This window comes from Paucibacter sp. B2R-40, assembly GCF_025717555.1.
Classification (GTDB): domain Bacteria; phylum Pseudomonadota; class Gammaproteobacteria; order Burkholderiales; family Burkholderiaceae_C; genus Paucibacter_A.
Window position 1 is genome coordinate 129,758 of record NZ_JAJIRP010000003.1, and the last position, 24,861, is coordinate 154,618.

Annotated in this window: 20 protein-coding genes and 2 tRNA genes; 11 read left to right on the forward strand and 11 right to left on the reverse strand. The window is 62.0% G+C overall.

From position 1 onward, the window contains the following. The 6 genes from LNV09_RS07155 to LNV09_RS07180 all read right to left on the reverse strand — a co-directional run bounded on the left by LNV09_RS07155 (window position 1) and on the right by LNV09_RS07180 (window position 6,836). A complete protein-coding gene (locus tag LNV09_RS07155; protein ID WP_263556407.1) occupies window positions 1-777 on the reverse strand; it encodes an arginine N-succinyltransferase in 777 nt (258 codons plus the stop codon). Continuing rightward, entirely contained in the window at window positions 774-1,832 is a 1,059-nt protein-coding gene (astA, locus tag LNV09_RS07160) for an arginine N-succinyltransferase (protein ID WP_263556408.1), read from the reverse strand. The genes LNV09_RS07155 and astA overlap by 4 nt, the downstream gene beginning before the upstream one ends. Continuing rightward, window positions 1,829-2,845 (reverse strand): GlxA family transcriptional regulator, encoded by a 1,017-nt coding sequence (locus LNV09_RS07165; protein ID WP_263556409.1) that lies wholly within the window; start codon window positions 2,843-2,845, stop codon window positions 1,829-1,831. Before LNV09_RS07165 ends, astA begins: the two co-directional genes overlap by 4 nt. 36 nt (window positions 2,846-2,881) lie before the next feature. Next, window positions 2,882-4,273 (reverse strand): YfcC family protein, encoded by a 1,392-nt coding sequence (locus LNV09_RS07170; RefSeq protein WP_263556410.1) that lies wholly within the window; start codon window positions 4,271-4,273, stop codon window positions 2,882-2,884. Between the two features lie 20 nt (window positions 4,274-4,293). After that, window positions 4,294-5,427: a succinylglutamate desuccinylase/aspartoacylase family protein gene (locus tag LNV09_RS07175; protein WP_263556411.1), complete on the reverse strand. Its 1,134-nt coding sequence runs from the start codon at window positions 5,425-5,427 to the stop codon at window positions 4,294-4,296. Between the two features lie 77 nt (window positions 5,428-5,504). After that, entirely contained in the window at window positions 5,505-6,836 is a 1,332-nt protein-coding gene (locus LNV09_RS07180) for a cyanophycinase (protein WP_263556412.1), read from the reverse strand. 315 nt (window positions 6,837-7,151) lie between these two features. Between LNV09_RS07180 and LNV09_RS07185 the strand changes: the two genes are divergently transcribed. The 4 genes from LNV09_RS07185 (at window position 7,152) to LNV09_RS07200 (ending at window position 13,163) form a co-directional block, all read left to right on the forward strand. Next, on the forward strand, window positions 7,152-9,890 hold the full coding sequence (locus LNV09_RS07185; protein WP_263556413.1) for a TonB-dependent receptor: 2,739 nt from the start codon (window positions 7,152-7,154) through the stop codon (window positions 9,888-9,890). A 242-nt stretch (window positions 9,891-10,132) separates the two neighbouring features. Next, the gene (locus tag LNV09_RS07190) at window positions 10,133-10,876 is read left to right on the forward strand and encodes a LuxR C-terminal-related transcriptional regulator (protein ID WP_263556414.1); all 744 of its coding nucleotides are present in this window, start codon (window positions 10,133-10,135) and stop codon (window positions 10,874-10,876) included. Window positions 10,877-11,029: 153 nt separating this feature from the next. Further along, complete coding sequence (locus tag LNV09_RS07195; RefSeq protein WP_263556415.1) at window positions 11,030-11,965, forward strand: cation diffusion facilitator family transporter; 936 nt, start codon at window positions 11,030-11,032, stop codon at window positions 11,963-11,965. 373 nt (window positions 11,966-12,338) lie between these two features. Next, the gene (locus LNV09_RS07200; RefSeq protein WP_263556416.1) at window positions 12,339-13,163 is read left to right on the forward strand and encodes an undecaprenyl-diphosphate phosphatase; all 825 of its coding nucleotides are present in this window, start codon (window positions 12,339-12,341) and stop codon (window positions 13,161-13,163) included. 221 nt (window positions 13,164-13,384) lie between these two features. Here LNV09_RS07200 and LNV09_RS07205 read toward each other — a convergent pair whose 3' ends face one another. Further along, window positions 13,385-14,782 carry a wax ester/triacylglycerol synthase family O-acyltransferase gene (locus tag LNV09_RS07205; RefSeq protein ID WP_263556417.1) on the reverse strand — a complete coding sequence of 466 codons (1,398 nt, stop codon included), beginning with the start codon at window positions 14,780-14,782 and terminating at the stop codon, window positions 13,385-13,387. A gap of 67 nt (window positions 14,783-14,849) precedes the next feature. Further along, complete coding sequence (locus tag LNV09_RS07210; protein ID WP_263556418.1) at window positions 14,850-15,983, reverse strand: acetyltransferase domain-containing protein; 1,134 nt, start codon at window positions 15,981-15,983, stop codon at window positions 14,850-14,852. A gap of 118 nt (window positions 15,984-16,101) precedes the next feature. Between LNV09_RS07210 and map the strand changes: the two genes are divergently transcribed. The 7 genes from map to gltS are packed head-to-tail and all read left to right on the forward strand — an operon-like array spanning window position 16,102 to window position 23,589. After that, window positions 16,102-16,905, forward strand: coding sequence for a type I methionyl aminopeptidase (gene map, locus LNV09_RS07215; protein ID WP_263556419.1), 804 nt, complete (start codon window positions 16,102-16,104; stop codon window positions 16,903-16,905). A 4-nt stretch (window positions 16,906-16,909) separates the two neighbouring features. Then, entirely contained in the window at window positions 16,910-19,543 is a 2,634-nt protein-coding gene (locus LNV09_RS07220; protein ID WP_263556420.1) for a [protein-PII] uridylyltransferase, read from the forward strand. Further along, the gene (gene mnmH, locus LNV09_RS07225) at window positions 19,540-20,631 is read left to right on the forward strand and encodes a tRNA 2-selenouridine(34) synthase MnmH (RefSeq protein WP_263556421.1); all 1,092 of its coding nucleotides are present in this window, start codon (window positions 19,540-19,542) and stop codon (window positions 20,629-20,631) included. The genes LNV09_RS07220 and mnmH overlap by 4 nt, the downstream gene beginning before the upstream one ends. A 43-nt stretch (window positions 20,632-20,674) precedes the next feature. Continuing rightward, the gene (locus LNV09_RS07230; protein WP_263556422.1) at window positions 20,675-21,460 is read left to right on the forward strand and encodes a DUF2189 domain-containing protein; all 786 of its coding nucleotides are present in this window, start codon (window positions 20,675-20,677) and stop codon (window positions 21,458-21,460) included. A gap of 20 nt (window positions 21,461-21,480) precedes the next feature. Further along, a complete protein-coding gene (locus LNV09_RS07235) occupies window positions 21,481-21,699 on the forward strand; it encodes a DUF2788 domain-containing protein (protein ID WP_263556423.1) in 219 nt (72 codons plus the stop codon). A 7-nt stretch (window positions 21,700-21,706) separates the two neighbouring features. Continuing rightward, a complete protein-coding gene (locus LNV09_RS07240) occupies window positions 21,707-22,327 on the forward strand; it encodes a YitT family protein (protein WP_263556424.1) in 621 nt (206 codons plus the stop codon). Between the two features lie 56 nt (window positions 22,328-22,383). Next, window positions 22,384-23,589, forward strand: coding sequence for a sodium/glutamate symporter (gene gltS, locus LNV09_RS07245; RefSeq protein ID WP_263556425.1), 1,206 nt, complete (start codon window positions 22,384-22,386; stop codon window positions 23,587-23,589). A gap of 16 nt (window positions 23,590-23,605) precedes the next feature. On the opposite strand, the gene LNV09_RS07250 is transcribed toward gltS, so the two are convergent. The 3 genes from LNV09_RS07250 to LNV09_RS07260 form a co-directional block, all read right to left on the reverse strand. Further along, window positions 23,606-24,475 (reverse strand): alpha/beta hydrolase, encoded by an 870-nt coding sequence (locus LNV09_RS07250; RefSeq protein ID WP_263556426.1) that lies wholly within the window; start codon window positions 24,473-24,475, stop codon window positions 23,606-23,608. Between the two features lie 167 nt (window positions 24,476-24,642). Continuing rightward, window positions 24,643-24,717: transfer RNA gene (locus LNV09_RS07255), tRNA-Val, on the reverse strand. Between the two features lie 57 nt (window positions 24,718-24,774). Then, window positions 24,775-24,849: transfer RNA gene (locus LNV09_RS07260), tRNA-Val, on the reverse strand. Window positions 24,850-24,861 lie beyond the last annotated feature (12 nt).

Sequence of the window (24,861 nt, forward strand, 5' to 3'; positions counted from 1 at the left end):
TTAGCAACTGATGTCGGCCTGAGGCGCCAAGCGCAGCTCCCATATCGGCCCGCCATCATCGACGCGCACATGGCGGGAGTAGACGAATCCGCAGGCGGCCAAGGCCTGTGCAGCGCTTTGAGCCGCGGCCCCCACCTGCCCCAGCGCCGCCTGCGCAGCTGCGCTGAGAAACGACAAGTACAGGGTCTGCCGCGGCAGCAAGGCGGCCAAATGGCTGCGCCAGGCGTCGCCAAATTTGGTTTGTGCGGCCAGTGGACTGCCGGCATAGAAATGTGCACCCAGGCCTTGCCAGAATGGCGCCTGGCCTCGATCGTCGCGCGGCCCGGCCAGCTCGACCATCAGGCATTCACCAAAACGCGCCGGCTGCGCTTGAATGCGCACCAGGGCCGCCTGTATCAGTTGCGTCAGATAGGCGGTTTGGACCTGGGCCGGCAGACCAGGCGCGCAGGCCAAATCGGCCAGCTCGCTCTCGCCGCAGTGATCATTGCCCAGCAACAAGGTGGTCTGCGTACGGAACAGAGCCAACTCGGCAGCCGCATGCACGACGCGGCCGACGTGGTAGCTGAAGCGCGGCAGTTCATGGCCCAGATGTTCGACCAAGCGCAGGCAAGCCAGCGGCGCGCCGGAAGCGGCGTCGGCAAGGATCAGCCACTGCGCCGCGTCGCCGCTCAAATCCGGCGCCACACCGGCTTGATTGCACCATGCACTCAACAGGTCGGCATCTGCCGCTTGCCAGCCACGCAAGTGCCAGGCCCCCGGCATCACAGGCTGACTCATGGCCGGCTCCCCGCGCCCGCGTCGGGCCACAAGGCGCTCACCCACAGCACCGCACCGGGCGCCAGCCCCAAGCGGGAGTGCAGTTCATGCTCAGGCGCCAAAGCCTGCGCCGCCACAGGCAACTCGGCCAGGACCGCGCGAAAGCCGGCCCGCTCACCATTGACTGCCAGATGCCAGACCGGCAAACCTGCGTTCAAGTCGGCCGCGCGCAACTCGAGCTTGCGCGCGTGGCGCACGCTGCGCAGCAAGGCCAAATTCGCCTCGACCGTCGGCCCGCCGTCAAAAATGTCGATATAGGTGTCGGCGTCAAATCCTTCATCCTGCAGGATCGAGAACGGCAGCTCGCCGACCGGGTGCAGCTGGCCGATGGCCCATTGCGCGGCCTCGGGCAGCAGCGGCACATAGATTGGTGAGTGCGGCATCAGATCAGCAATGAAGGCCTTGTTGCGTCCACCCGTGACGGCCTCGGCCTGCGGATAGTCCATGTCAAAGAAGCGCCGCCCGACCGCATCCCAAAACGGGCTTTGGCCAGACGGGTCGGCCAGGCCCGGATTCTCGGCCGCGATGCGCTCGTTGAATCGCTCCGCGAACTGCAAAATGAACAGCAGCCGGGCGCGCGAGAGCAGCTGAGGCGCAGGCCCGTGAGCATAGGCCGGGTCGATGTAAAACGAGGTCAAAAGCGTGTAGCCGCTCAAATCGTGGCACAGGTGCAGCGTGTGCAGGCGGTTGCTGACGCCCAGAGCCGGGCTGGCGTGCACAACGAACTCATTGCGATAGCTGTAGAAGCGGTCATGAAAACCGGCGCTGGCCGCGATGCCGCTGCTGCCGACCACCTCGCCGCGCGCGCAGTCTTCCAGCACGAAGAGATAGGTTTCCTCGCCGCTGGCGTCGTCCGGGCTGGCAAAGGCCTCCAGCGAGCGTTCGATGCGCGCAAGCAGCTTGGTTTGATCGTTAGGCAGCGAGCTGATGCCATGCTCGCTGGCGCATGCAATGCGCTCCAGCGCCGGCAGGTCGGCCAGCGCCACCGGGCGCAGCAGCAAGTCACGGGGGTTCATGTCGGGTCTCCAGCGGGTCGGCGCCAGGCGATGGCGCGCTGGCTGCGCTCATCGCGCGGTGTCTTGTCGAAGTGTGCCTTGTAGGCATTGGAAAAATGCGGCCCGGATGAGAAACCGCAGGACAGGCCAATCTGCAAAATCGACTGGCCGCTTTGCTGCAGCAAGCGCCGCGCCCGGTTCAGCCGCAGCTCAAGGTAATAGCGCGAAGGCAAGGCGTCTAGATGCTGTTTGAACAATCGCTCCAGCTGGCGGCGCGACACACCGACCAGGCGTGCCACATCCTCGGTCGGCAGCGGCTCGGCCAAATTGGCCTCCATCAGGCTGAGCGCTTCGGCCAGCTTGGGGCTGCCGCCGCGCTGCTCGGCCACCGGACGGCGCTGGCGCTCATCGCGGCCGCGCGCGCGCTCCAGGCCCAGCTTGAGGGTCAGGTCTTGCGCCAAGCGTTCGCCATGGCTGCGGCCCAGCCAGGCGATCATCAAATCAAGGCTGGCGCTGCCGCCGGCGCAACTCAGGCGCGAGGCGTCGGCATTGATCTCCCAGACATTGCCACTCCAGACCACGTCCGGGAACTCGTCTTGCAGCGCTTCGGCCAGATGGGCGTTGACGGTGGCGCGCTCGGCGGCCAACAAGCCGGCCTCAGCCAAGACCGCACTGCCGCCGTCGATGCCGGCCAAAGCCACACCAGCCGTCGCTTGCTCGCGCAGCCATTGCAGCAGCGCCAAGCTCGGCATTGCACCTTCACCGCTGAGCAAAAGAACCGCATGCCAAGCCGCCTGATCAGCCAGCGCGATAGTGGGCAAGGCGAGCGAGCCGCATTTCACCAAGCCGCCATCCGCCGAACGCAGCTCGGCCACATAACGCGCATCTAGTTGCAAGTCATTGACGGCCTGCAACGCTTCCAACACGCCGGCCAAGGCCAATAGCGAGCAACCCGGCAGCAGCAGCACCGCGCAGGGCCGCAACTCGGCCATGCCCGGCGACGCATCCGCAAAATTTGGACTGAGGCTATTCACCGCTGCACTGTAATTCAGACACCGCCCTGTCTAGCCTCATTGCCAATTGATCATCGAAGGCACGGCCAGCAGGGCCAAGGCCATCAACAGATACATCAGCTGCAGCGGGACCATCCAGCGCGCCCATTTTGTCCACGGAATGCCGGCCAACGCCAACACACCCACCGTGATGCCCGAGGTCGGAATCAGCGGCGTGGTCAGCTCGCCGAACTGAAAGGCCAGGATGGCTGTTTGCCGGCTCACCCCGACCAAATCGGCCAGCGGCGCCATGATGGGCATGGTCAGCGCGGCTTGGCCCGTGCCGGAATGGATGAAGAAATTGATCAACGACTGAATCAAGAACATCTTCTGCGCCGAAAGAATCGGGCTGCTCGATTCGACCAAGGGCACCAAGGCATGCAGCATGGTGTCGATGATGTGGCCGTCGCGCATCAGCACCACCGTGGCCTTGGCCAGCGCGATCACCAAAGCGGTACCGACCAAGTCCTTGGCACCGGCCATGAAACTGGCCACAAACTCATCGGCATCCAAGCGCCCGACCAAGCCCACCGAGATGGCCATCACCAGGAACAAGGCCGCGATTTCTTCGATATACCAGCCAAACTTGACCACACCAAAGATCATCACCGCCAGTGTGGCCACAAACAGGCTCAGCACCAGCTTGTGGCGCGCCGTCATACCGGCGAAGCTCTCGAAGTCGGCGGTTTGCAGGTGCCTGCGTTTCTCCTCATCCATCTCGAAGCAAGGACTCAGCGCCGGTGTGCGCTTGATGCGCGCCGCGTACCACATCAAAAACGCAATCGTCAGCGTGGTGGCAATCGCCCAGCAGATCAGCCGGTAGCCCAGGCCCGAGAACATCGGCACACCGGCAATGCTTTGCGCCACACCGACGTTGAAAGGATTCAAAAAGGCAGTCGCAAAGCCGATCTGCGAGCCGACAAAGGGGATCGCCACGCCAACGATGCTGTCGTACTTGAGCGCCAGCGCCAAGGGGATGAAGATCAACACAAACGGAATCGCCTCCTCGGCCATGCCAAAGGTGGCGCCGCCGAGCGAAAACATCGTCACGAAGACCGGGATGATGGCCACCCGCACCCAGGCGGAATGGGTGTGCGCCTTGGCCACCGACTTGATCATGCTGTCGATCGCCTCGGTGCGCTGCAAGACCGAGAACGCGCCACCGACGATCAACACAAAGCCGATGATCAGCGCCGCCTCGACAAAGCCTTTGATGGGCGCCATCATCAGCGCCGCCGGGCCCTGCGGATGGCTGGCCACGGTGTGGAAGGAGTCCGCAATGATGACGGTCTTGCCGCCTATCTGCTGCGTGTCGTACTTGCCGCCGGGTACGAGCCAAGTCGCCAAGGCGATCAAGGCCAGCAGGCTGAACAGCAGGACGAAGGTATTGGGAAATTTGAGTTTCAACATAGGTCCAATGCGCAAAGAATTCAGAGCGACAGCAGCTTGCCGCTGCGAAAAGCTTGTTGGCCGGCTACTTTGCAGACCCGCATGCCGGCGCCGGCATAACGCCGAGAGACCCTAGCAAATAGCCGCCCCGCCACTGTGGCGCACAGCAAGCTACGTTGGTCGCTCAGGGGGTCGATGACCTCGGCCACCGCCTCGCCGGCGGCAACCACATCGCCGGGCTGTTTGCAGAACACCAAGATGCCGTTGTGCGGCGCGGTAATGGGCTCAACGCCTTCCAGTGGCGTCGCCTCGCATAGTGCCGCCTTGGCATCTGCCTCAAGGTCGGCGGGGCCATCGATATGCCCCGCCTGGCGCAGGAACTCCAGCAAGGCGCGCGCATCTTGCTCGGCCAATTGGGGCTCCACTTGCAAGTCACCGCGCAGCTCCACGGTGGCCGCAAAGCAGGCCGGTGGCACCGGCCGGCTGGGGCCGAAATGCTCGGCCAGCTCCCACCAAATTCGGGCCACGGTTTCATCAAACGGGTGATCGCCCGAGTCGCGCGAAAGCAGCAAGGCCTGTGCGCCCAGCAGTCGTGCCAAAGGCTTTGCCGGCTCGGCCAGCGGCGTGCCGGCATAGACATGCATGACGGCCTGGGTGTCGCAGTGCAGATCAAGCACGATGTCGGCATCCATCGCCAGCGTTTGCAGCAAGTGCTTGAGCCCTTCGGTTTCGCTCAGCTTCGTTGCGCCCTGCACAGCCAGCAATGCCAGACAAGCAGCGCGAACCAAGCGCTGGTTCTGCAGAGGATCGGCGCCCAAAATGGGTTCCAGCAAGGGGATCAACTCTGCCGTGAGATGGCGAAAGTGCCGGTTGAAGTTCAGACCGGTACCCATATCAAAGCGACCACACAAAACGCCTTGCATCTCTTGCGACAGGCCGATCGGATTGGCCATCGGCACCAACACAATCTCGCCGGCAATCAGGCCGGCCGCTTCAAGCGCAGCCAAGCGTTCGCGCAAGGCCTGCGCCACCAGCATGGGCGGCACTTCGTCGGCATGCAGCGACGCCTGGATGTAGACCTTCTGGCCGGTTTCGCAACGGCCGAAATGCAGGCTGCGTAACTGCCGGGCGGTGCCGGCGCTGGCGGGCGTCAGCGGGTGCAGATGGGTTCGCATCAAATGTCCAGTCAAAGCTTGAGCACAGCCCGGCGCCAAGGCCGAGCTGAGGTGCGGATTTGCTCGGGTGTAGAAAGTCAGCGTACGCTGTTCAGCGACAGGCCGATGGCTGCGTGGGTTGAGGAGTTGCTTGATGTGTTGATTGGCGAATAGAACGGCCGCCTGATCAGCACCGGTTGCACATCCAGGCGCAGGCGCAGCACCGTGTAGTCTTCGCCACCCATCGCGCCGCTGAACCAGCCTCGACTGCCCTCGCCCTTGTACAGGCGGAACTCAAAGCCCAGGTCGGGCTGGCTGTCGCCGTTTTTGCTGCTGCCGTTGAAGGCCACGCCGAGCAGCTCCGCATGCGGACTGTCGAGCAAATGGTTCATCGCATTGAGGATGGTCGTGTCACCCAAGATGTCCAGAAAGAAGGGCTGATTGCTGAAGAAAGGCTTGAAGCCGGTGGCTGCAGGATCAATGGCGTTGCCGGCCAACTTCTGGGCCGAAGGCGTGGTCAGCCCGCTGGTGAAGTTATGCCTATCGCCCCGGTCCAGAAAGCTCAGCTGTGCATTGCGGATATTGAAACTGGACAGTTTGGGATCACGGCTGGCTTGGCTGAGATCGACCAAGAGCACGCCCTTGGCGCCTAGCACCTCCAACTCATCGCCGCGCAGCAAGGCCGCGCTGTTCTCTTCGACACCCAAGCCTAGCTTGTAGCCTTCGGCCTGCATCAGCGGCAGCATGCGGCCAATGCGGCCGCGCTTGAGGAAATGCTGATCAACGAATAAGTTAGGCCCGACAAAGCCGAGACCTCGGTCCAGCTCTTTGCCGCGCCGCAGATTGCCCTTCATCACCTGCAACGCGTCTTGGGCATCGCGAAACATAGTCGTACTCATGATGGCGGCCCCCGCGCTGGTGCCCGCCACCACGCCGCCGCGCTTGAGCACCGACCAGATTGCTTTGAGCATCTCGGTGGGCTCGCCGCCCGGCTGCAAGGTATCGACGATCAGCTCCTGCGCGCCGCCAGAAAAGAACACGCCTTGCGCGGCAGCCACCTTGGCCAACAGAGTCGGGTCATTCAAATTGGCTTGCAAGTCCACGCCGGTGAGCCGGGGTGCGACCGGTATGGCCTCCGCGCGGGCGCCTTGGGTATTCAGTGCCGCGACGATCTGCGCCGCGCTGCGCTCGGGGCTGGCCGCCGCCGTAGCAAAGACCGCAAAGCGCGCGCCGGGTCCGCCCGCGGCGTCAACGATGCGCCTCCAGACCGCGTCGTTGTCGTATTTGAGCGCACCGCCAATGATGATGACTGTGCCGGGCACATTGACCGGGCTTGCGGCCGCGCTCGCTGGGGCAGGGAGAACCTGCATGGCCGCCAACAAGCAGGCAGCTGCTGCGCCGGCCTTGATGAAGAGTGGTTTGAATTGCATGGCGTCAGTCTGTCAGCGCCGCCGCACTCTTGCCAGCGGGTATGGCCCAAGAAACAGCCTGTTTGGCCGCAAAGCGCAAGTGCGTGTCGCATCGCTGCAAGCGCTGTTGCACGTGTTCATCGAGGGTTTGCGGTCAAGCGACATGGACTTGCGCACAAGCGACCGAGCCACCAAAACCCCATAGGCAAGTCATGCGACGCGCTCCTAGAGTGCATCCAAGGCCCCTAGCGCAGTCCCAAGCAATCAGCGCTGCGGCCTCAGATTCTCCTGCGTCCCCTGTTTCTTTCCCTTCAGTCAAACGAGGCCACTTTCATCATGACCTACTCCCGCATGCCGCATCCTTTCAAGCTCAAGTGCTTGGCCCAAGCGGCCACGCTGCTGATCGCCAGCGGCGTCAGCCTGCAGGCCCAAGCACAAGAGGCCAAACTCGAACGCGTTGACGTCACCGGCACCAGCATCAAGCGCATCGAGGGCGAGACCGCGCTGCCGGTGCAGACCTTGAAACGTTCCGACATCGACAAGACCGGCGCCACCACGGCGGCCGAAATCATGCGATCGATCAGCGGCAACACCGCCGGCCTGACCGACGGCGCCAGCATCACCGACAGCACCGGCGGCCAGCGCGGCTTCAACGGCGCCAACTTGCGCGGCATCGGCGTGTCCAGCACCTTGATCTTGTTGAACGGCCGGCGCATGGCCAACTTCGCCTCGCCCGGTGACAACTCGGGCGTGGACCTGAACAATATCCCGGCCGGCGCGATCGAGCGGGTCGAAATCCTGAAGGACGGCGCCTCTGCCATCTACGGCACCGACGCAATCGGCGGCGTCATCAACTTCATTACCCGCAAGGATTACCGCGGCGCCGACATCAATGTCTATGCCTCGCGCACCCAAGAAGGCGGCGCAGAAAAGACGGCGGCCTCGGTGGGCGGCGGCTTCGGCGATCTGGCCAAGGACAAGTTCAATGTGTTCGGCGTGATCGATGTGCAAAAGCTCGGCAGCTTGCGCTCAACCGAGCGGGAATTCCTGCAAGACCGGCCGCTGGCGACGACGCTGCCGTTCTATATGTCCAGCCGCACCTTCCCCGGCAATATCCGCCTGGCCAGCAAGTCCGCCCCGCGCAAGGTCCAGCTTGATGCGCTCAATGCGGCCGGCTTCACCTTCAACGGCAAGCCCTTCACACAGCGCACCATCAATTTGTACGCGCCGGCCTGCAACCCACCGGCCACCGTCTACGCCAAAGACAATCTGTCCGAGGCCTGCAGCTTTGACTATATGCAGGATACCGAGCTCTACCCGGAGTCGGACAAGGCCGCCTTCCTGGGCCGCGGTGTGTTCCAGCTCAACAACGAGACACAGCTGTTCGCCGAAGTCCTCAAAAGCAAGACCAAGACACTGTATGTGGCCAGCCCGAACCCGATCGAGATCACGGGCGTGCCCACCGCCGCAATCAACCCCTTCTTGCCCAAGCCGCTGCCCTTCGGCGGCACGGTCGATGTACGTCAGCGTGTCTCCGAGGGCGGCAACCGCAGCAATGAGGTGACCAGCGACGCCGAGCGCATCGTCGCCGGGGTCAGCGGCTCGCTGGGAACTTGGGATTACGACGTCGCCTTGAACCGCGCCGTCAACGAGACCGAAGACGCACTCAAGGACGGCTACTTCCTGTACGACAAGTTCGTCGCGGGCGTGCGCGCCGGCCAGATCAACCCCTTCGGCAAATCACCCCAAGCCGGCCAGGATCTGCTCAGCAGCATCAAGGTGCAAGACACGGCGCGCAGCTCCAAGGGCACCACGACCACGGTCGACGCCAAATTCAGCGGTGAGCTGATGCAGTTGGCCGGCGGCGCGCTGGGAGCCGCTTTCGGCGCCGAGTTCCGCCGCGAAGAAACCGAGTTCAATCCGTCGGCGCTATTGCTAACGAACAATATCCAGGGCGACCGCAGTTCACGCGGTGACTCGCCACCAGCCAGCAAAAACAGCCGCAATGTGGCTGCCGTCTATGGCGAGTTGAACGCCCCCTTCACCAAGGAGCTGGAGGTGCAACTGGCCGCCCGGTTTGATGACTACAGCGGCGTGGGCAATACCTTCAACCCCAAGCTCGGCGCGCGCTGGCAGCCATCCAAGCAGCTGATGCTGCGAGGCTCGGCCGGCACTGGCTTTCGCGCGCCCAGCATCAATGAGCTGACCCGCCCGACCTCGTTTGGTTCCAGCTCGGCCTTCTTGACCGACCCGGGCTGCGTCTCGCAAGGCTTCTCGGTGGCTGATTGCACCGACCAATGGCGGGTTGAGCGCCGCAGCAATGACAAGCTCAAGCCCGAAAAGTCCAAACAGTTCTCGCTCGGCCTGGTGCTGGAGCCGGTGCGTGATTTGAGTGCCAGCATCGACTACTGGATGATCAACAAGACCGATGTGATCAGCGATCTGTCTGAGCAAGTGATCCTGGGCAATTTGCCAAAGTACGAAAAAGGCTATGTCAAGCGCGACGAATTCGGCGAGTTCATCGACACCATTTTGTTGAAAAAGGAAAACCAGGGCGAGTTGCGTACCTCGGGCATTGATTTGGACGTGAGCTACCGTTTCAACGCCGGTGAGGCGGGCCGCTTCCGTGCCAATGCCAACGGCACTTATGTGCTGAAGTACGAGCGCCAGTTCGGCGCCGGCGAGCCCTTCGAGAGCAATGCCGGACGCTTCTTGAGCGACCAAGTGATCCAGAAATGGCGTCACCGCGTGTCGGTGGATTGGGACATCGGCGCCTTCGGTCTGACCCTGGGCAACACCTATTACTCGGGCTACACCGACCACAACACCGCCTTCAACCCCAACACCAGCGCGCTGCTGCCGGCACGCGATGTGCAGGCCTACTCGCTGTGGGACATGTCGGGCTCCTGGGCCGTCAACAAGGCAATGAAGCTGCGCGTTGGCGTGCAGAATCTGCTCGACAAGCAGCCGCCCTTCTCCAACCAAGGCTACTACTTCTTGGCCACCTATGACCCGACCTACACAGACCCGCGTGGCCGCAACTTCTACGCCAGCCTGAGCTACTCCTTCCGCTGAGTTTCGGATCGAGCGCGCTCACCGCCGTTCTACTTAGGTAAAAGCCCGGGGATGCATCTGCATCCCCGGCGCCGTTTTGGACAAACTGACGAGGCAATCTGTAAGGGCCGTCACAAGCAATCCCTAACTCAGCAGGTGGTCGGTGCACAAGAAGATACAAAGGAATGCCCTGCCGGAGCCTTGCAAGGGGGAGAAATGCACAGATGTGAGATAGGATTGGCGCCATCTGGACATTCCTAGTTATGGCCGTCAAAGTACTGATCATCGAAGACAACCCGGTTGCCCGAAGCTTCTTGTGCAGAGTTGTACGGGAGAGTTTCAGCGACCCCATGGAAATCACCGAAGCCGGTGATCTCGAGGGTGCGCGCCGCCAAACCGCCAAATTGGCTGAACTGTCGCCCGATGCTGGCTTCAAGCTTATTTTGGTGGACTTGGAACTCCCTGACGGCAATGGCATGGAGTTTTTGGCCGAGATGGCCGGCTCACCTGCCTTGAAGATCGTCACTACGCTGTACTCGGACGATGACCACCTCTTCCCCGCACTGCAATGCGGCGCCGACGGCTATTTGCTCAAGGAAGATCGTTTTGAAGTCTTGGTGGAAGAGTTGCAGCGCATTGTGCGCGGCCAGCCGCCGCTATCACCCGCGATCGCTCGGCGCTTGCTCTCGCACTTTCGCCCTAACTCCAGCGGCGACTCCGGGCCCATGACCTTGAACTCGGGGTTTGGCGCTCTGTCTTCGAGCGCGGCCTTCAGTGCAGGTCGCAGCGTCGTGCTGGACCCGCCGCCCGAATGGGAACGCCTGACGCCGCGCGAAAGCGAAGTGCTGACCTACCTCAGCAAAGGCTTCACCATCAAGGAAATTGCCAACTTGATGGGCATCAAGTGGTTCACCGTCAATGACCACATCAAATCCATCTACAAAAAGCTCAACGTCTCCAGCCGCGCCGAAGCCGCTGTGCTGGCGAGTAAACAAGGGCTGGTTTGAGCTGTTGTGCTGGCCCGGATGCCGCCGTACTCTTGATCTGAAACGGCGTCTGCGCCGACCGAGCGATGCCCGCCATTCGCGAGTTTGCCGAGCTGGGTGCGCGACCCTTTCAGCACACGCCCCTCCCGCTTGCCCCCGTTTTCTCTACCAGCAATGAATCAAAACGACTTGGCCGACGACGCCGAAGACCCCTCGCACAGCCCGCAAGAGCGCGCTCGCGCCGCATCCACCAGCACCTGGGTGAGCGTCGCCGTCAACACGGTGTTGACCGTCGTCCAGGTCGTGGTCGGCGTGCTGTCCAAATCGCAGGGCCTGGTCGCGGACGGTATTCACTCCTTGTCCGATTTGGTGGCGGACTTTGTGGTGCTTTTGGCCAGTCATCATGCAAAAAAGGATGCTGACGAAGATCACCCCTATGGCCATCAGCGCTTTGAGACGGCCGCCTCCTTGGTGCTGGGGGCGCTGCTGTTGGCAGTGGGCATCGGCATGTTGTGGTCCGCCGTGCTCAAGTTGCAATCACCCGAAACCGTGCCCACCGTGCACGGCATTGCGCTCTGGGTCGCAGGGGCTGCGCTGGTGGCCAAGGAGACCTTGTTTCGCTATATGTTGGCCGTGGCCAAGCGGGTCAAATCCAGCATGCTGGTGGCCAACGCTTGGCATGCGCGCTCCGATGCGGCTTCGTCCTTGGTGGTCGGCTTGGGCATCGTCGGCAATTTGGCGGGCTACCCCATTCTTGACCCGATCGCCGCGCTGATCGTCGGCTTTATGGTCGGCAAAATGGGCTGGAGCTTTGCCTGGGACGCGCTGCATGATTTGATGGACCGGTCGGCCGACGAGCAGGAGGTCGAGGCGATACGCCAAACCCTGCTGCAGACACCGGGCGTGCAAAGCGTGCATGACGTGCGCACTCGCAAGATGGGCGACATGATCGTCGTTGATGCCCATATCGAGGTGGACGCAAGCATCTCGGTCGAGGCCGGGCATGAAATCGCGGTGCTGGCCCGCCAGCGCGTGCTGCTGCGCCACCGGGTGCTCAATCTGATGACCCATGTGGACCCCTGGCGCCGGCCGGACCTGGACCACGCCTGAGTTGCCCGAGCCAGCAAAAAGGGCCTTTTGCCAATCGGCTGCACGCCTGTAAATGAATGGCATGGCATGGCATGGCATGCGCTGCGTGCAGTGCCTGGGCCTAGGTCTGACTGGCCATTTGTGCTCTTGCGCTTGGAGCGCGTGGCAATTCTGGAACTGCCCGGAGGCGCCACCGTGGCTGTCATCGTGAGCTTGGTCAGCGCACAAGCAATGGCGCTGACCATGGGTGTGGGCGTGGGCGTGGCGGCCTCAGAACTTAGCTTGTGCAACGCACCAGGGCCAGCTCGCCCCCTGCCGATTGACTTTAGGAAAGGAACTTTCCGTATCGGCCCTTGTTATCATCGCGGCCATTCAAAAAACAAGGGAGCCCCGCGTGGACGCCATTTTGCTGATCAAGGCCGCCATCATGGGCGTCGTCGAGGGCCTGACCGAGTTCTTGCCAATCTCCAGCACCGGTCATTTGATCCTGGCCGGCTCTTTGCTCGGCTTTGATGACGCCAAGAGCAAGGTCTTTGACATCGCCATCCAAACCGGCGCGATCTTTGCCGTGATCTTGGTCTATTGGCAGCGCCTGCGTGAGGTGGCAGTCGGCCTGGGCAATGACGAACGCGCACGCCGCTTCGTCATCAATGTCGCCGTCGGCTTCTTGCCGGCCGTGATCCTGGGCCTCTTGTTCGGCAAGGCCATCAAGGCTCATCTGTTCACACCCATCGTGGTGGCCAGCACCTTCATCCTCGGCGGCTTCATCATTTTGTGGGCCGAGAAACGCCAACAAGCAACGGTCCGCGTCAATTCGGTGGACGATATGACACCGCTGGACGCGCTCAAGGTTGGCCTGATTCAATGCCTGGCCATGGTGCCCGGCACCAGCCGCTCGGGCTCCACCATCATCGGCGGCATGCTGATGGGTTTGTCCCGCAAGGCCGCGACCGACTTCTCCTTCTTCCTGGCCATCCCGACCTTGATCGGTGCCGGCGCCTACAGCTTGTTCAAGGAACGCGCGCTGCTGAGCATGGCCGATGTGCCGATGTTCGGCATCGGCCTGCTGTTCTCGTTTCTCAGCGCCTGGGTTTGCGTGCGCTGGTTGCTGCGCTACATCTCCAGCCACAGCTTCACGCCTTTTGCCTATTACCGCATCGGCTTCGGCGTTTTGATTTTGGTGACCGCTTACACCGGTACCATCGTCTGGAAAGACTGACTGCCTGACTGACTAGCTTTTCAGTGCGGACTTGCACCAGATCCGCACCTATCCCCTTCATCCCCTCTATCCTGGCTAAGTTTTATTGCATTGCACGATGCTGCTGAATCCTGCAGGGGAAACTTTTTAGCTAGGATGAAGGGGGGAGGGATCAAGAAAGAGCGCAGAGCTGAGCTGGGCATGAATTCAAGAGCGCTTTATCAAGCCTCGTTCAATTGCAATCAGGCCGCGTGCGCATCGCTCACCGACGCCTCCAGCTCGCTGAACGCGTCCTGCACATAGCGACCCAGCAGCGGTAGATTGGGCAATTCGTCGGTCGCGATCAGGCCGAAGAACAAGTCACCGGCATAGCTGAACAGCGTGATATTGAGCAAGTTACTCGGCGGCAGCGTGCTGATCGGGTGCATCTCCTCCATCCGAGCGCCTTTCACGAACAGGTGCGACTTCGGCCCCGGCACATTCGACACCAAGGTGTTACCCATCGGCGGCAAGGTATTGCTCAGGCCCAGCATCTCGGCGATCTGCGCCACCAGGCCGGTGATGATGGTGTAGGACTCGATCGCTTCGGCCGACACGCTGTCAATCATGGTGCGCACATTGCGCAGCGAGAAGCCGATATTGCGCAGCCGCACATAGGGGTCTTCGGTAGGTGCCGACAGTTCCACCTGGATGATGCCGATCTTGTTGCCGGCGGTCTTCTCGCCCTCTTTGCGCAGATTGACCGGCATTTGAATCGTGATCGGCCGGCGCAGCTCCACGCCCTGGTCCAAGAGATAGCGGCGCAAAGCACCGTCCAGACAGGTCAAGGCCACATGATTGATGGTCGAGCGGGTGCGCTCGCGGATGCGATTGACCCGCTCCATGGACACACCAGCGGTGGTGAACTGGCGGCCAGCCGTAACTTGCCCCGTCAACGGCGTCTTGGCGCTGGACACAAAGGGCAAGGCGATCGCGTTCTTGGTCAGCTTGACGCTTTCTAGAAACAACATCGCCGCCAAGCGGCTGATGCCCAGAATCCGCAAGCTGGTGCCGCTGATTTCTTTCCAGACGGCCGCCAGCATTTCATCTTGGCGCTTGGCACCGATTCGACGCTTGCTGCCATGGCCGCCATGCTTGAGCGTCCACACCGGCGTCAACTCAAGCTGGTCAGCCGAATCGGCCAGGCCCTCGGCCGTCCAGCGCGCCATCGTCACGCCGTCGGCATAGGCATGGTGCATTTTTTGATAGAGGGCGAAACGGCCTTCGCTGAGGCCGTCGATCACATGCAGTTCCCACAGGGGCCGCGAGCGCTCCAACATCGGCTCATGCAGGCCAGCCACAAAGGCATACAGCGCCTCCCGGTCGTTCGCGCCGCGTGGCAGCTTGTGATAAAAAATATGCTGGCTCAGGTCCACTTCGGCGTCTTGCCAGCAAGGCATGGCGGTGAGCGAAAAGCGGATCACCCGGTTGAAGGGCGGCGCCACCTCGGTGAAGCCCAGATATTCGCGGTAAAGGTTCTTGGCAAATGCAGCGGTGGACTTGGCCGGCCGCTTGAATATCAACAAGCCCCCTACATGCTTGGGGCTGGCCTGTGACTCGGCGACAAAGAAACCCAGGTCGAGCAAGGACAGTTTTTTCATGATCTAGCGCGCAGAGGATATGTTGCAGCGATTGTGTCGCCAGCAAGTCAGGTACTTGCCCGTGGGTTTACCCGCGCCAGTGGCGGGTTTGCCTCACCCAAAGTCGGGTCAGGCCCAACATCATGAGCAACACCACCAACCAGGCCAGATAGCAAACCAGCAGCGAAGGCTGATAGCCCGGCGGCGCTTGCCAGCCCTGTTGCTCCAGCACTTGGCCGCCAAAGCGCCACTGCATATAGATCCAGGCCAGGGCATGAATCAAGGCGATATGCACCAGGTAGAAAAACATCGGCCGGCTGCCGAACAACAGCAAGACGCGGGACGGCTTGCGCACCCAGCGTTCGATCAGGGCCAAGGCCGCCAAGCCGACGCTCAGGGTGATGCACAAATAGAGCAGCGAGGGCGGGTACTTGTGCACATCGACAAAAGCCATCAGCTCCGAGGCCCAGCCGCTGCTCTGCCCCAAGCGCGCCTGCCAGGTCTGCGGGTTGCCATAAAAGTTACCGCTGCGCAGCAGCACAAAAGCGAGCAGCAACGCTGCCGACGCGCGCAGCAAAAATCGCTGTCGGCGCTCGGGCGCCCAAGCCAGCACCGGCCCCAAGGCGTAACCGGCAGCGATCAGACCCACCCAGGGCATCAAGGGATAGGCGAACACAACACCCAGGCCGGGCCAGAGCTGCTGATAGCCCCCCTGATGCCAGGCCATCATCGGCCACGAGGCACCCTTGCCGTGCCAACTGTCCAGCAGGTTGTGCGGCAGGATCAGCGCTGCCGCCACCAGAGCAATGCGGGGTAGCGGCAGCCAAACCAACAGTGCCAAGACCATCATCGACACACCAATCGCCCAGATCACCTGCAAGATCAGCACATTGAAGCCAAACTGCCAGCTGAAGCTGACCCAAGTGAGCTCAAGCAAGACCAGCAAGGCGCCGCGCCCGAGCAAGTAACGCGTCATCTCGGCTTTGCTGCGCCGCTTTGAGCGCAAAAACGCCGACATGCCCGCCAGCAACACAAAAATCGGCGCGCACAAATGGGTGATCCAGCGCGTCCAGAACCAGGCCGGCGAGCCCAATTGCAGATCCAGCGGATTAAACGGCGTCGGGGCGAAGAAGTCGCGGGTGTGGTCCAACGCCATCAAGACGATGACCAAGCCGCGCAACAAATCAATGGCAAACAGTCGCTGGGAGGAATGATGGTTCACGGTCAAGGCGCGGTGTTCGAGAAGGCCGGATGTTAGGTCGCCGATCGCCCCAAGCTTCTGGGGTGAATCCCTCGGCATAACTCAGGGCCCGAGGCTTCCCCCAGTTAAACTGCTGGCTATGACGATCACGATCAAATCCGGCGCCGATATTCCTGCTTTGCGCATTGCCGGGCGCTTGGCCTCCGAGGTGCTGGACATGCTGACCCCGCATGTCAAACCCGGCATCACCACCGATCAGTTGGACAAGCTGGCACATGACTACATCGTCAATGTGCAGCAAGCGATCCCGGCCCCGCTGAATTACACGCCCGCCGGCTACATCCCCTACCCCAAGTCGATCTGCACCTCGGTCAATGACCAGATCTGCCACGGCATTCCGAATGACCGCGCCTTGAAGAATGGCGACATCGTCAATATCGACGTCACCGTCATCAAGGACGGCTGGCATGGCGACACCAGCCGCATGTTTGTGGTCGGCGAAGGCTCGATCGCGGCCAAGCGGCTGTGCGCCTTCACCTACGAAGCGATGTGGAAGGGCATTGCCAAGGTCAAGCCGGGCGCTTATCTGGGCGACATCGGCCACGCAATCCAGACCTTTGCCGAGAACGCCGGCTTCAGCATCGTGCGCGAGTTCTGCGGTCACGGTATTGGCCAGGTCTTCCACGAAGAGCCACAAGTGCTGCATTACGGCCGCCCCGGTACCTTGGTGCAACTGGTCGAGGGCATGGTGTTCACGATCGAGCCGATGATCAACGCCGGCCGGCGCGAGATCAAGGAAGGCAATGACGGCTGGACCATCAAGACCAAGGACAGATCGCTGTCGGCGCAATGGGAGCACACGCTGATCGTGACTGAGACCGGCTACGAGGTGTTCACGCTCTCGGCCGGCAGCCCGCCCCCGCCTGCTTTCATCACTGGCTGATAGGGTGAACAAAGCGCTTGGCAAGGGGGTGGGCAAGGCGATCGCAGCTGTAGAGCCCAAGAGCTTGGCCGAGTTGCGCCAAGACTTCAAGGCCGGCAAGCAAGCGCTGGTCGAGGCTTTTCGTAAGGGCCGCCCGACGGCCGCCGCAGCGGCCGTCCTGCTGCGCGCGCTGGCCAAGCATGTGGACATGGCCTTGCAAGGGCTGTGGGCCCGCAGCACGATGCCGGCCGGCGCCAGTTTGCTGGCGGTCGGCGGCTACGGACGCGCGGAGCTGTTCCCTTATTCCGACGTCGATGTCTTGCTGCTATTGCCCAACGGTGTCGAGGCCCATCAATGCGGCGCGGTCAAGTCCGGGATCGAAGCCTTCATCACCGCTTGCTGGGACATCGGTCTGGAGATCGGCTCCTCGGTGCGCACGCTGGACGAATGCCGCCACGAGGCCGCCGGCGATGTGACCATCCAAACAGCGCTGCTCGAAGCGCGCTGGCTGGCCGGCGATAAGCCGCTGGTGGCACAGTTGGAAGCATTACTCACGGCCTCCATGGACGCCAGTGCCTTCTTGCGCGCCAAGACGCTGGAGATGAACCAGCGTCACACCAAATACGACGACACGCCCTACTCTCTCGAGCCCAATTGCAAGGAAAGCCCGGGTGGCCTGCGCGATCTGCAAGTGCTGATCTGGATCGCGCGTGCAGCCGGCCTGGGCCAGACCTGGAAGGGCTTGGCCCAGGCCGGGTTGATCACCGCCTTTGAAAGCCGCCAGTTGCAGCACAACGAAGGCCTGCTCAAGCTGATACGCGCCCGCCTGCACTGCGTGGCCGGCCGGCGCGAAGACCGCCTGGTGTTTGACCAGCAGACCGCCGTGGCCGAGAGTTTTGGCTACCAAAGCAGCGCGGGTCAGCGCGCTTCGGAAGTGCTGATGCGGCGCTATTACTGGGCGGCCAAGGCGGTCACGCAGCTGAACCAGATCCTGCTGCTGAATCTGGAAGAACAAATCAACGGCTCGCAGCAGGGTTTGATGCGCCCGATCGATGCGCATTTTCTGGACCGCGCCGGCATGCTGGAGGTCGCCTCGGACGACCTCTACCAACGCGAGCCGCATGCCATTTTGCGCACTTTCTTGGTCTACCAACAGACCCGCGGCATCAAGGGCTTGTCGGCCCGCACCTTGCGCGCGCTCTATAACGCGCGTCATTTGATGAACAGCGCGTTCCGGCGCGACCCAGTCAACCGCGCCACCTTTATGCAGATTCTGCGCCAGTCCGAGGGCCAGACCCACGCCATGCGCTTGATGAACCAGACCTCGGTGCTTGGGCGCTACTTGTGGGTGTTCCGCGCCATCGTCGGCCAAATGCAGCATGACCTGTTCCATGTCTACACGGTCGACCAGCACATCCTGATGGTGCTGCGCAATGTGCGGCGCTTCTTCATCCCCGAGCATGCGCATGAGTACAGCTTTTGCTCGCATTTGGCCTCGCAATGGGCCAAGCCTGAGCTGCTCTATATCGCCGCGCTGTTCCATGATGTGGCCAAGGGCCGGGGCGGCGATCATTCGGATTTGGGCGCCGTGCTGGCGCGACGGTTTTGCCGCGACCATGGGCTGGATAAGGCGGACACCGACCTGGTGGCGTTCCTGGTGCAGCAACACCTGACCCTCTCCCGGGTGGCACAAAAAGAAGACCTGTCCGACCCGGATGTGATCAACCGCTTCACGCTGAAGATGATTGATGCGCGGCATCTGACCGGCCTGTATTTGCTAACGGTGGCGGACATCCGCGGCACCAGCCCCAAGGTCTGGAACGCCTGGAAGGGCAAGTTGCTGGAGGATTTGTACCGCGTCAGCCTGCGCGCCTTGGGCGGCGCGCAGCCCAATTTGACGGCCGACATCGAGGCCCGCAAACAAGAGGCCAGGCAAGCGCTGGCCCTGCATTCGGTGCTGCCGGGCACCGAAGAGCCGCTCTGGAAAACGCTGGAGATCAGCTACTTTGCGCGTCACGAGGCGGCTGATCTGGCCTGGCATGCGCGCTCGCTTTGGCGCCATGTGCAAAGCCCGGTGCCGGTCGTGCAGGCTCGCCCCTCGCCGGTCGGCGAAGGCCTGCAGGTCTTGGTCTACTCGCCCGATGCGCAGGATCTGTTCGCCCGCATATGCGGTTACTTCGACGGCGCCGGTTTCAATATTCTGGATGCCAAGGTGCACACCACGCGCACCGGCTATGCGCTCGACACTTTTCAGGTGCTGAGCCCCGACTTGGACCTGCACCACCGCGACTTGGTCTCGCTGGTGGAGAACAAGCTTACGCAAGCGCTGCTGACCGCGGGCCCCTTGCCAGAACCTCGGCGCGGGCGCTTGTCGCGCCGGGTCAAATCCTTCCCCTACACGCCGCGCATCGCCCTGCGCCCGGACGAGAGGGCGCAACATTGGCTGCTGACCATCAGCACCAGTGACCGCGCCGGCCTGCTCTACGCGATCGCGCGCGTGCTGGCGCGCCACGGCATCAATCTGCAATTGGCCAAAATTTCAACCCTGGGCGAGCGGGTAGAGGATACATTCTTGGTCGACGGGGCCGCGCTGCAGCACAACAAGGCTCAACTTCAAATCGAGAGCGAGCTGCTCGACGCCGTGGCACTGCAACAATGAATTCAGCAACCGCGCCAAAACATGGTCCGCCTTCGCCGCTGATTGCCGCCGACGAAGCGATCAGCGCGCTGAACGCTTTTGACGCCATCATCGACGTGCGCTCGCCGGCCGAATATGCCGAAGACCATCTGCCCGGCGCACTCAATTGGCCCGTGCTGGACAACGAAGAGCGCCACCGGGTCGGGCTGCTTTACAAGAGTTCGCCGTTCGAAGCGCGCAAGATCGGCGCGGCCCTGGTGGCGCGCAATATTGCCCGCCATATCGAGGCCCACTCCGAGCCCTTGAATCGCAACTGGCGGCCGCTGGTCTACTGCTGGCGCGGCGGCCAGCGCTCGGGTGCCATGACTTGGTTTCTGGGCCAGATCGGCTTCAAGACGCGGCAATTGCAAGGCGGCTACAAAGCCTACCGGGCGCAGGTGCGCGAAGCCTTGCTGACGCAGCCGGCCGGCTTCGAGTTTCATGTGCTGTGCGGCCGCACCGGCAGCGGCAAGACCCGGCTATTGCAGACCCTCGCCGGTCTAGGCGCACAAGTGCTCGACCTCGAAAAGTTGGCGGCTCACCGGGGTTCTATCCTGGGCGCATTACCGGATCAGCCCCAGCCCAGCCAAAAAGGCTTTGATACCTTGCTGTGGCAGCATTTGCGCCAGCTGGATACAAGCCGCCCGGTCTTTGTTGAAAGCGAAAGCCGCAAGATCGGCCAGGTGCGCATGCCCGAATCGATGTACGCAGCGATGCGGGCCAGCGAGCATATCTACTGGCTGGACATGCCCGATGCGGCGCGCGTGGACTTGCTGCTGCAGGACTATGCTCATTTCTTCGAGAGGCCCGACTACTTTTGCGCCAAGCTCGACGCCTTGATCAGCATGCGTGGGCGCGAGCGCGTGCAAGGCTGGCAAGCACTTGCCCGCGCCGGCGCATGGGGGCCGGTGTTTGGTGAGCTGATGCGCGACCACTACGACCCCGGCTACGAGCGTTCGCTGGCCGGGCATTACCCGCAGCTTGAGCGGGCAAGGCGACTTAGTCTGACCGATGGTTCCAAGTTCAGCCTGGATGGCCTCGCGCATGTCTTGATGGGCATCAAGACCTGAGACCGCCGCGCATGGCAAGATGAGTTCTTCAAAGTGAGTCCAGATGCAATTTCTAGAAACCGATAAAGCGCTGCGCCAATCCCGCCAGTTTGGGGTGAAACCGGTGCCGGTGCTGCGGCCGCTGGGCTGGCTGGCGCGGGGCTGGCAGGATTTGCTGCGCTGCCCCGGGCCCTCACTCGCCCATGGCGTGGTGCTGGCCGCGCTGGGCGCGCTGATCTTTGTGCTGGCCCGCCATCATTTCTGGCTGCTGGCGGGAGCCTTCAGCGGCTTTCTTTTGGTGGCCCCCATTCTTGCCACCGGCTTGTATGTGATCAGCCGCGATCTTGAACATGGCCGCACGCCAAGTCTCGCCGCGATTGTGAAGGCCTGGCGGCCGCGCGACGGGCGCATGGTGGTGTTCGGCGTGCTGCTGGCTTTTGCAGGCACCGGCTGGGTGATGACCTCGGCCTCGCTGATCACCGGCTTTGCAGGAGCACCCATCCGCGAGCCTGCCGACTTTTTGCGCCATGTGGTGCTGAATGATGAGTCGCATCTATTCGAGATCTGGCTGGCCATGGGTGCGGTACTGGCCGCACCGATGTTCGCCTCGACCTTGATCGCCGTGCCGCTGCTGCTGGACCGCTCGGACGTCGGCGTGCTGGGCGCCGTATTCACCAGTTGGCGAGTGGTGATGGCCTATCCGGCGGCGGTCGCCCTTTGGGCCGCCTTGATCATGTTGCTGACCTTGCTCGGCATGGCCAGCTTGATGCTGGGATTGATCGTGGTCTTGCCCTGGCTGGGTCATGCCAGCTGGCATGCCTATCGCGACCTCGTTTCCAGCAACGACTGACGGCGCGGGCGACACACATTATGTTTGGATACAGCGAAGAGCAAATTGCCCAGTTCGGCTTGAGCTGGGGCGTCGGCGCCTTCATGGTCTATATGGTGTTCATCATCTTGCAGCTGGCGCGCGAATCCAAGGCCGGGCGTTTCGGCACCTTTGTGCTGCTCTTGGGCCTGGGGTTTGGCATGGTCGGTTACCTGGCCAAGGGCGCCATCAAATGGTTCATGTCGGGTATTGGTGGGTGACCCCTCGATGAGCTTGCGCGACACCATCACCCGCAGCTTCAAGCATTCCAAGCTGGAGGATGTACAAGCGCTGGTCACCGGCACCTTGTTTGTCGCTTTGGGCGTGGCGCTGTTCAAGCAGGTGGGCATGTTGACCGGCGGTACGGTGGGTATCGCCTTCTTGCTGCATTACGCCAGCGGCCTGCCATTTGGCGCGCTGTTTTTCTGCATCAACCTGCCTTTTTACTGGCTGGCCTATAAGCGCATGGGCCTGCCCTTCACGCTCAAGACCATCTGCGCGGTCAGCTTGATGGCGGTGTTAGCGGAAGCCTTGCCGCGCTGGCTGCAGTTTGCCCAACTCAACGCCTGGTTCGCGGCGATAGCCGGGGGCCTCTTGATCGGCGCCGGCATGTTGATCTTGTTCCGCCACCGCGCCTCGCTGGGCGGGCTCAATGTGGTGGTGCTGTATCTGCAAGAGAAATACGGCTGGCGCGCCGGCTATGTTCAAGCCGGCCTGGACTTGCTGATCCTGCTGTGCGGACTGGCCTTTGTGCCGCCGGGTCGCATCGGTCTGTCAATTGTGGGCATGCTGGCCATCAACGCAGCACTGGCCATCAACCATCGGCCGGGCCGCTATATGGCGGTGTAGGTGGTCACGCAAGTCCTGTAAGCTAGCTAACTTGCCAACTGCTAGGACACCAAACGATGAATGTCAGCAATATCAGTGGCTACGGTAGCCTCGTAGCCGCCTCGCTTGTCTTGCTGTTTGGCCGCATGCTGGTGTCACGCATCGCCGTTCTGAAGGCTTTGACGATTCCGGAGCCGGTCGCGGGCGGTTTAGTGGTGGCTTTGCTGATGCTGCTCGTGCAGCAGTTGAGCGGCTTCACGGTCAAGTTCGATACCTCTTTGCAAACGCCACTGATGCTGGCGTTTTTCGCCACCATCGGCCTGTCTGCCAACCTGGCGAGTCTGAAGGCCGGCGGCAGCATCATGGTCAAGTTCCTGGGCGTCGTGCTGGGCCTCTTGCTGATGCAAAACATGATAGGCATCGGCATGGCTTCGCTGCTGGGCCTGGATCGACACCTGGGCCTGCTGGCCGGCTCCATCACCTTGTCCGGTGGGCATGGCACGGGAGCGGCCTGGAGCAAAGTCTTCAGCGAACAGTTCGGCATCCAGGGTGCGACCGAGTTGGCGATGGCCTGCGCCACCTTCGGCTTGGTGCTGGGCGGCGTGCTCGGTGGGCCGGTCGCGAAGATTTTGATGAACAAGGTCACACCACCCGGCACTCAGCACAAGCAAGATCAAGCGCCGAGCAACTTTGAAGAGCCGCAGGCTACCCGGCTGATCACGGTCAACTCCTTCATCGAATCCTTGGCCTTGATCGCGCTGAGCTTGGCCGGCGGAGAGCTGCTGGCCGGCGCCATCGCCGGCACGGCGTTCGAATTGCCGACCTTTGTTTGCGTGCTCTTCACCGGCGTCTTGCTGCGCAATGTGCTGGCTGGGCTGGGGCTGCACCAAGTATTTGACCGCGAAGTTTCGGTCTTGGGCAATGTCAGCCTGGCGCTGTTTTTGGCGATGGCCTTGATGAGCTTGCGCCTGTGGGAATTGGCCAATTTAGCACTGCCCATGCTGTTGATCCTGGCCGTGCAGACGCTGGCGATAGCCGCCTATGCGATTTTTGTCACCTTCCGCGTGATGGGGCGCAACTATGACGCCGTCGTGCTGGCCGCCGGGCACTGCGGCTTTGGCCTGGGTGCGACGCCAACCGCGATCGCCAATATGCAGGCCGTCACGCATCGCTTCGGCCCCTCGCATCTGGCCTTCATCGTGGTGCCCATGGTGGGCGCCTTCTTCATCGACATCGCCAACGCGCTGATCATCAAACTATTCATGGCACTGCCGATTTATTGAAAATGCTAACTACTGATCAGAGCAATGCGCTATACCAGCGCAACTCTAGCAAGCGCCGCGCCAACTGATGGCTGCGACTTTGCGGGTCGGCCAGGTCATGCAAGATATCGAAATGATTGCAGCCTTTGATTTCCTCACAAATCGGCACCACGCGGCGGCCCCAGGCCTGGCGGATCAAACGATTTTGGCGTTTGAACTCTTCGCTCTCTTGTGAGCCCACGATCGCATAGACCGGCGCCTCGGGTGCGGGAAACTGTACCGGGCTGAGCCGGCGCACGGTGTCGGCGTCGAGCTTCAAATCGGCCTGCAAAAACGGCGCCTGCCGGACGGGGGCAAGGTCATAGACGCCCGAGATCGCCAACACGCCCTTGACCAGGTGATGCGGCAGATCCGGTGCCACCGCTTTCCAATCACAGCAGTTCAACATGCTGGCCAAATGCGCACCCGCGGAATGCCCGACCAGCACTACGCGCGACGGATCCCCCCCATGCTCCGCCGCATGACGCCAGACCCAGGCGAGAGCCTGCACCAGTTGCAGCGGAATGCGGGCCATGCCGACAGCCGGGCACAGCGAATAGTTGGGTATCACGACCATCGCTCCTTCATCGGTGAAGGAGCTCGCCACAAAAGAGCTGTCCGACTTGTCCAGCGCTCTCCAATAGCCGCCGTGCAAGAACACCAGCACCGGCGCATGGGGCACGTCCGATGGGAATACATCCAGCCGCTCGGCCGCGGCCTCACCATAGGGAATATCGAGCAAGCAGCGGGACTTTTCGCGCACCAATTGCGAGGCCTTGGCCCAACGGTTCAAGATATCGGCGCTGTCGGCCACGCGGGCGCGGTTGTTGTATTGCTGATCGAACCAGGCGGGGCTATGACGGGTCATGCTTGGTGACTCCTTGCTTCAATGGTTGGTCTCAAGTGTCGGCGCTCGCGCCAAACCTGCCACTCGACAAAAACCCGCAGCATCGCACAGTCTGTTTGTTGCCCATCGCGCCAAGCGAGCAGGCAAGAAAAAACCTCGCGAAGTCGTCTGACTTGGCGAGGTTGATCTGGTGGGCGGTGCAGGTTTCGAACCTGCGACCCCCACAGTGTGAATGTGGTGCTCTACCCCTGAGCTAACCGCCCTGAATTTCTGAATCGAATCCACCAGCTTGTCTCGTCGCTAACGCCGATCGAGGCATCTGGTGGGCGGTGCAGGTTTCGAACCTGCGACCCCCACAGTGTGAATGTGGTGCTCTACCCCTGAGCTAACCGCCCGAACTTTCAAAT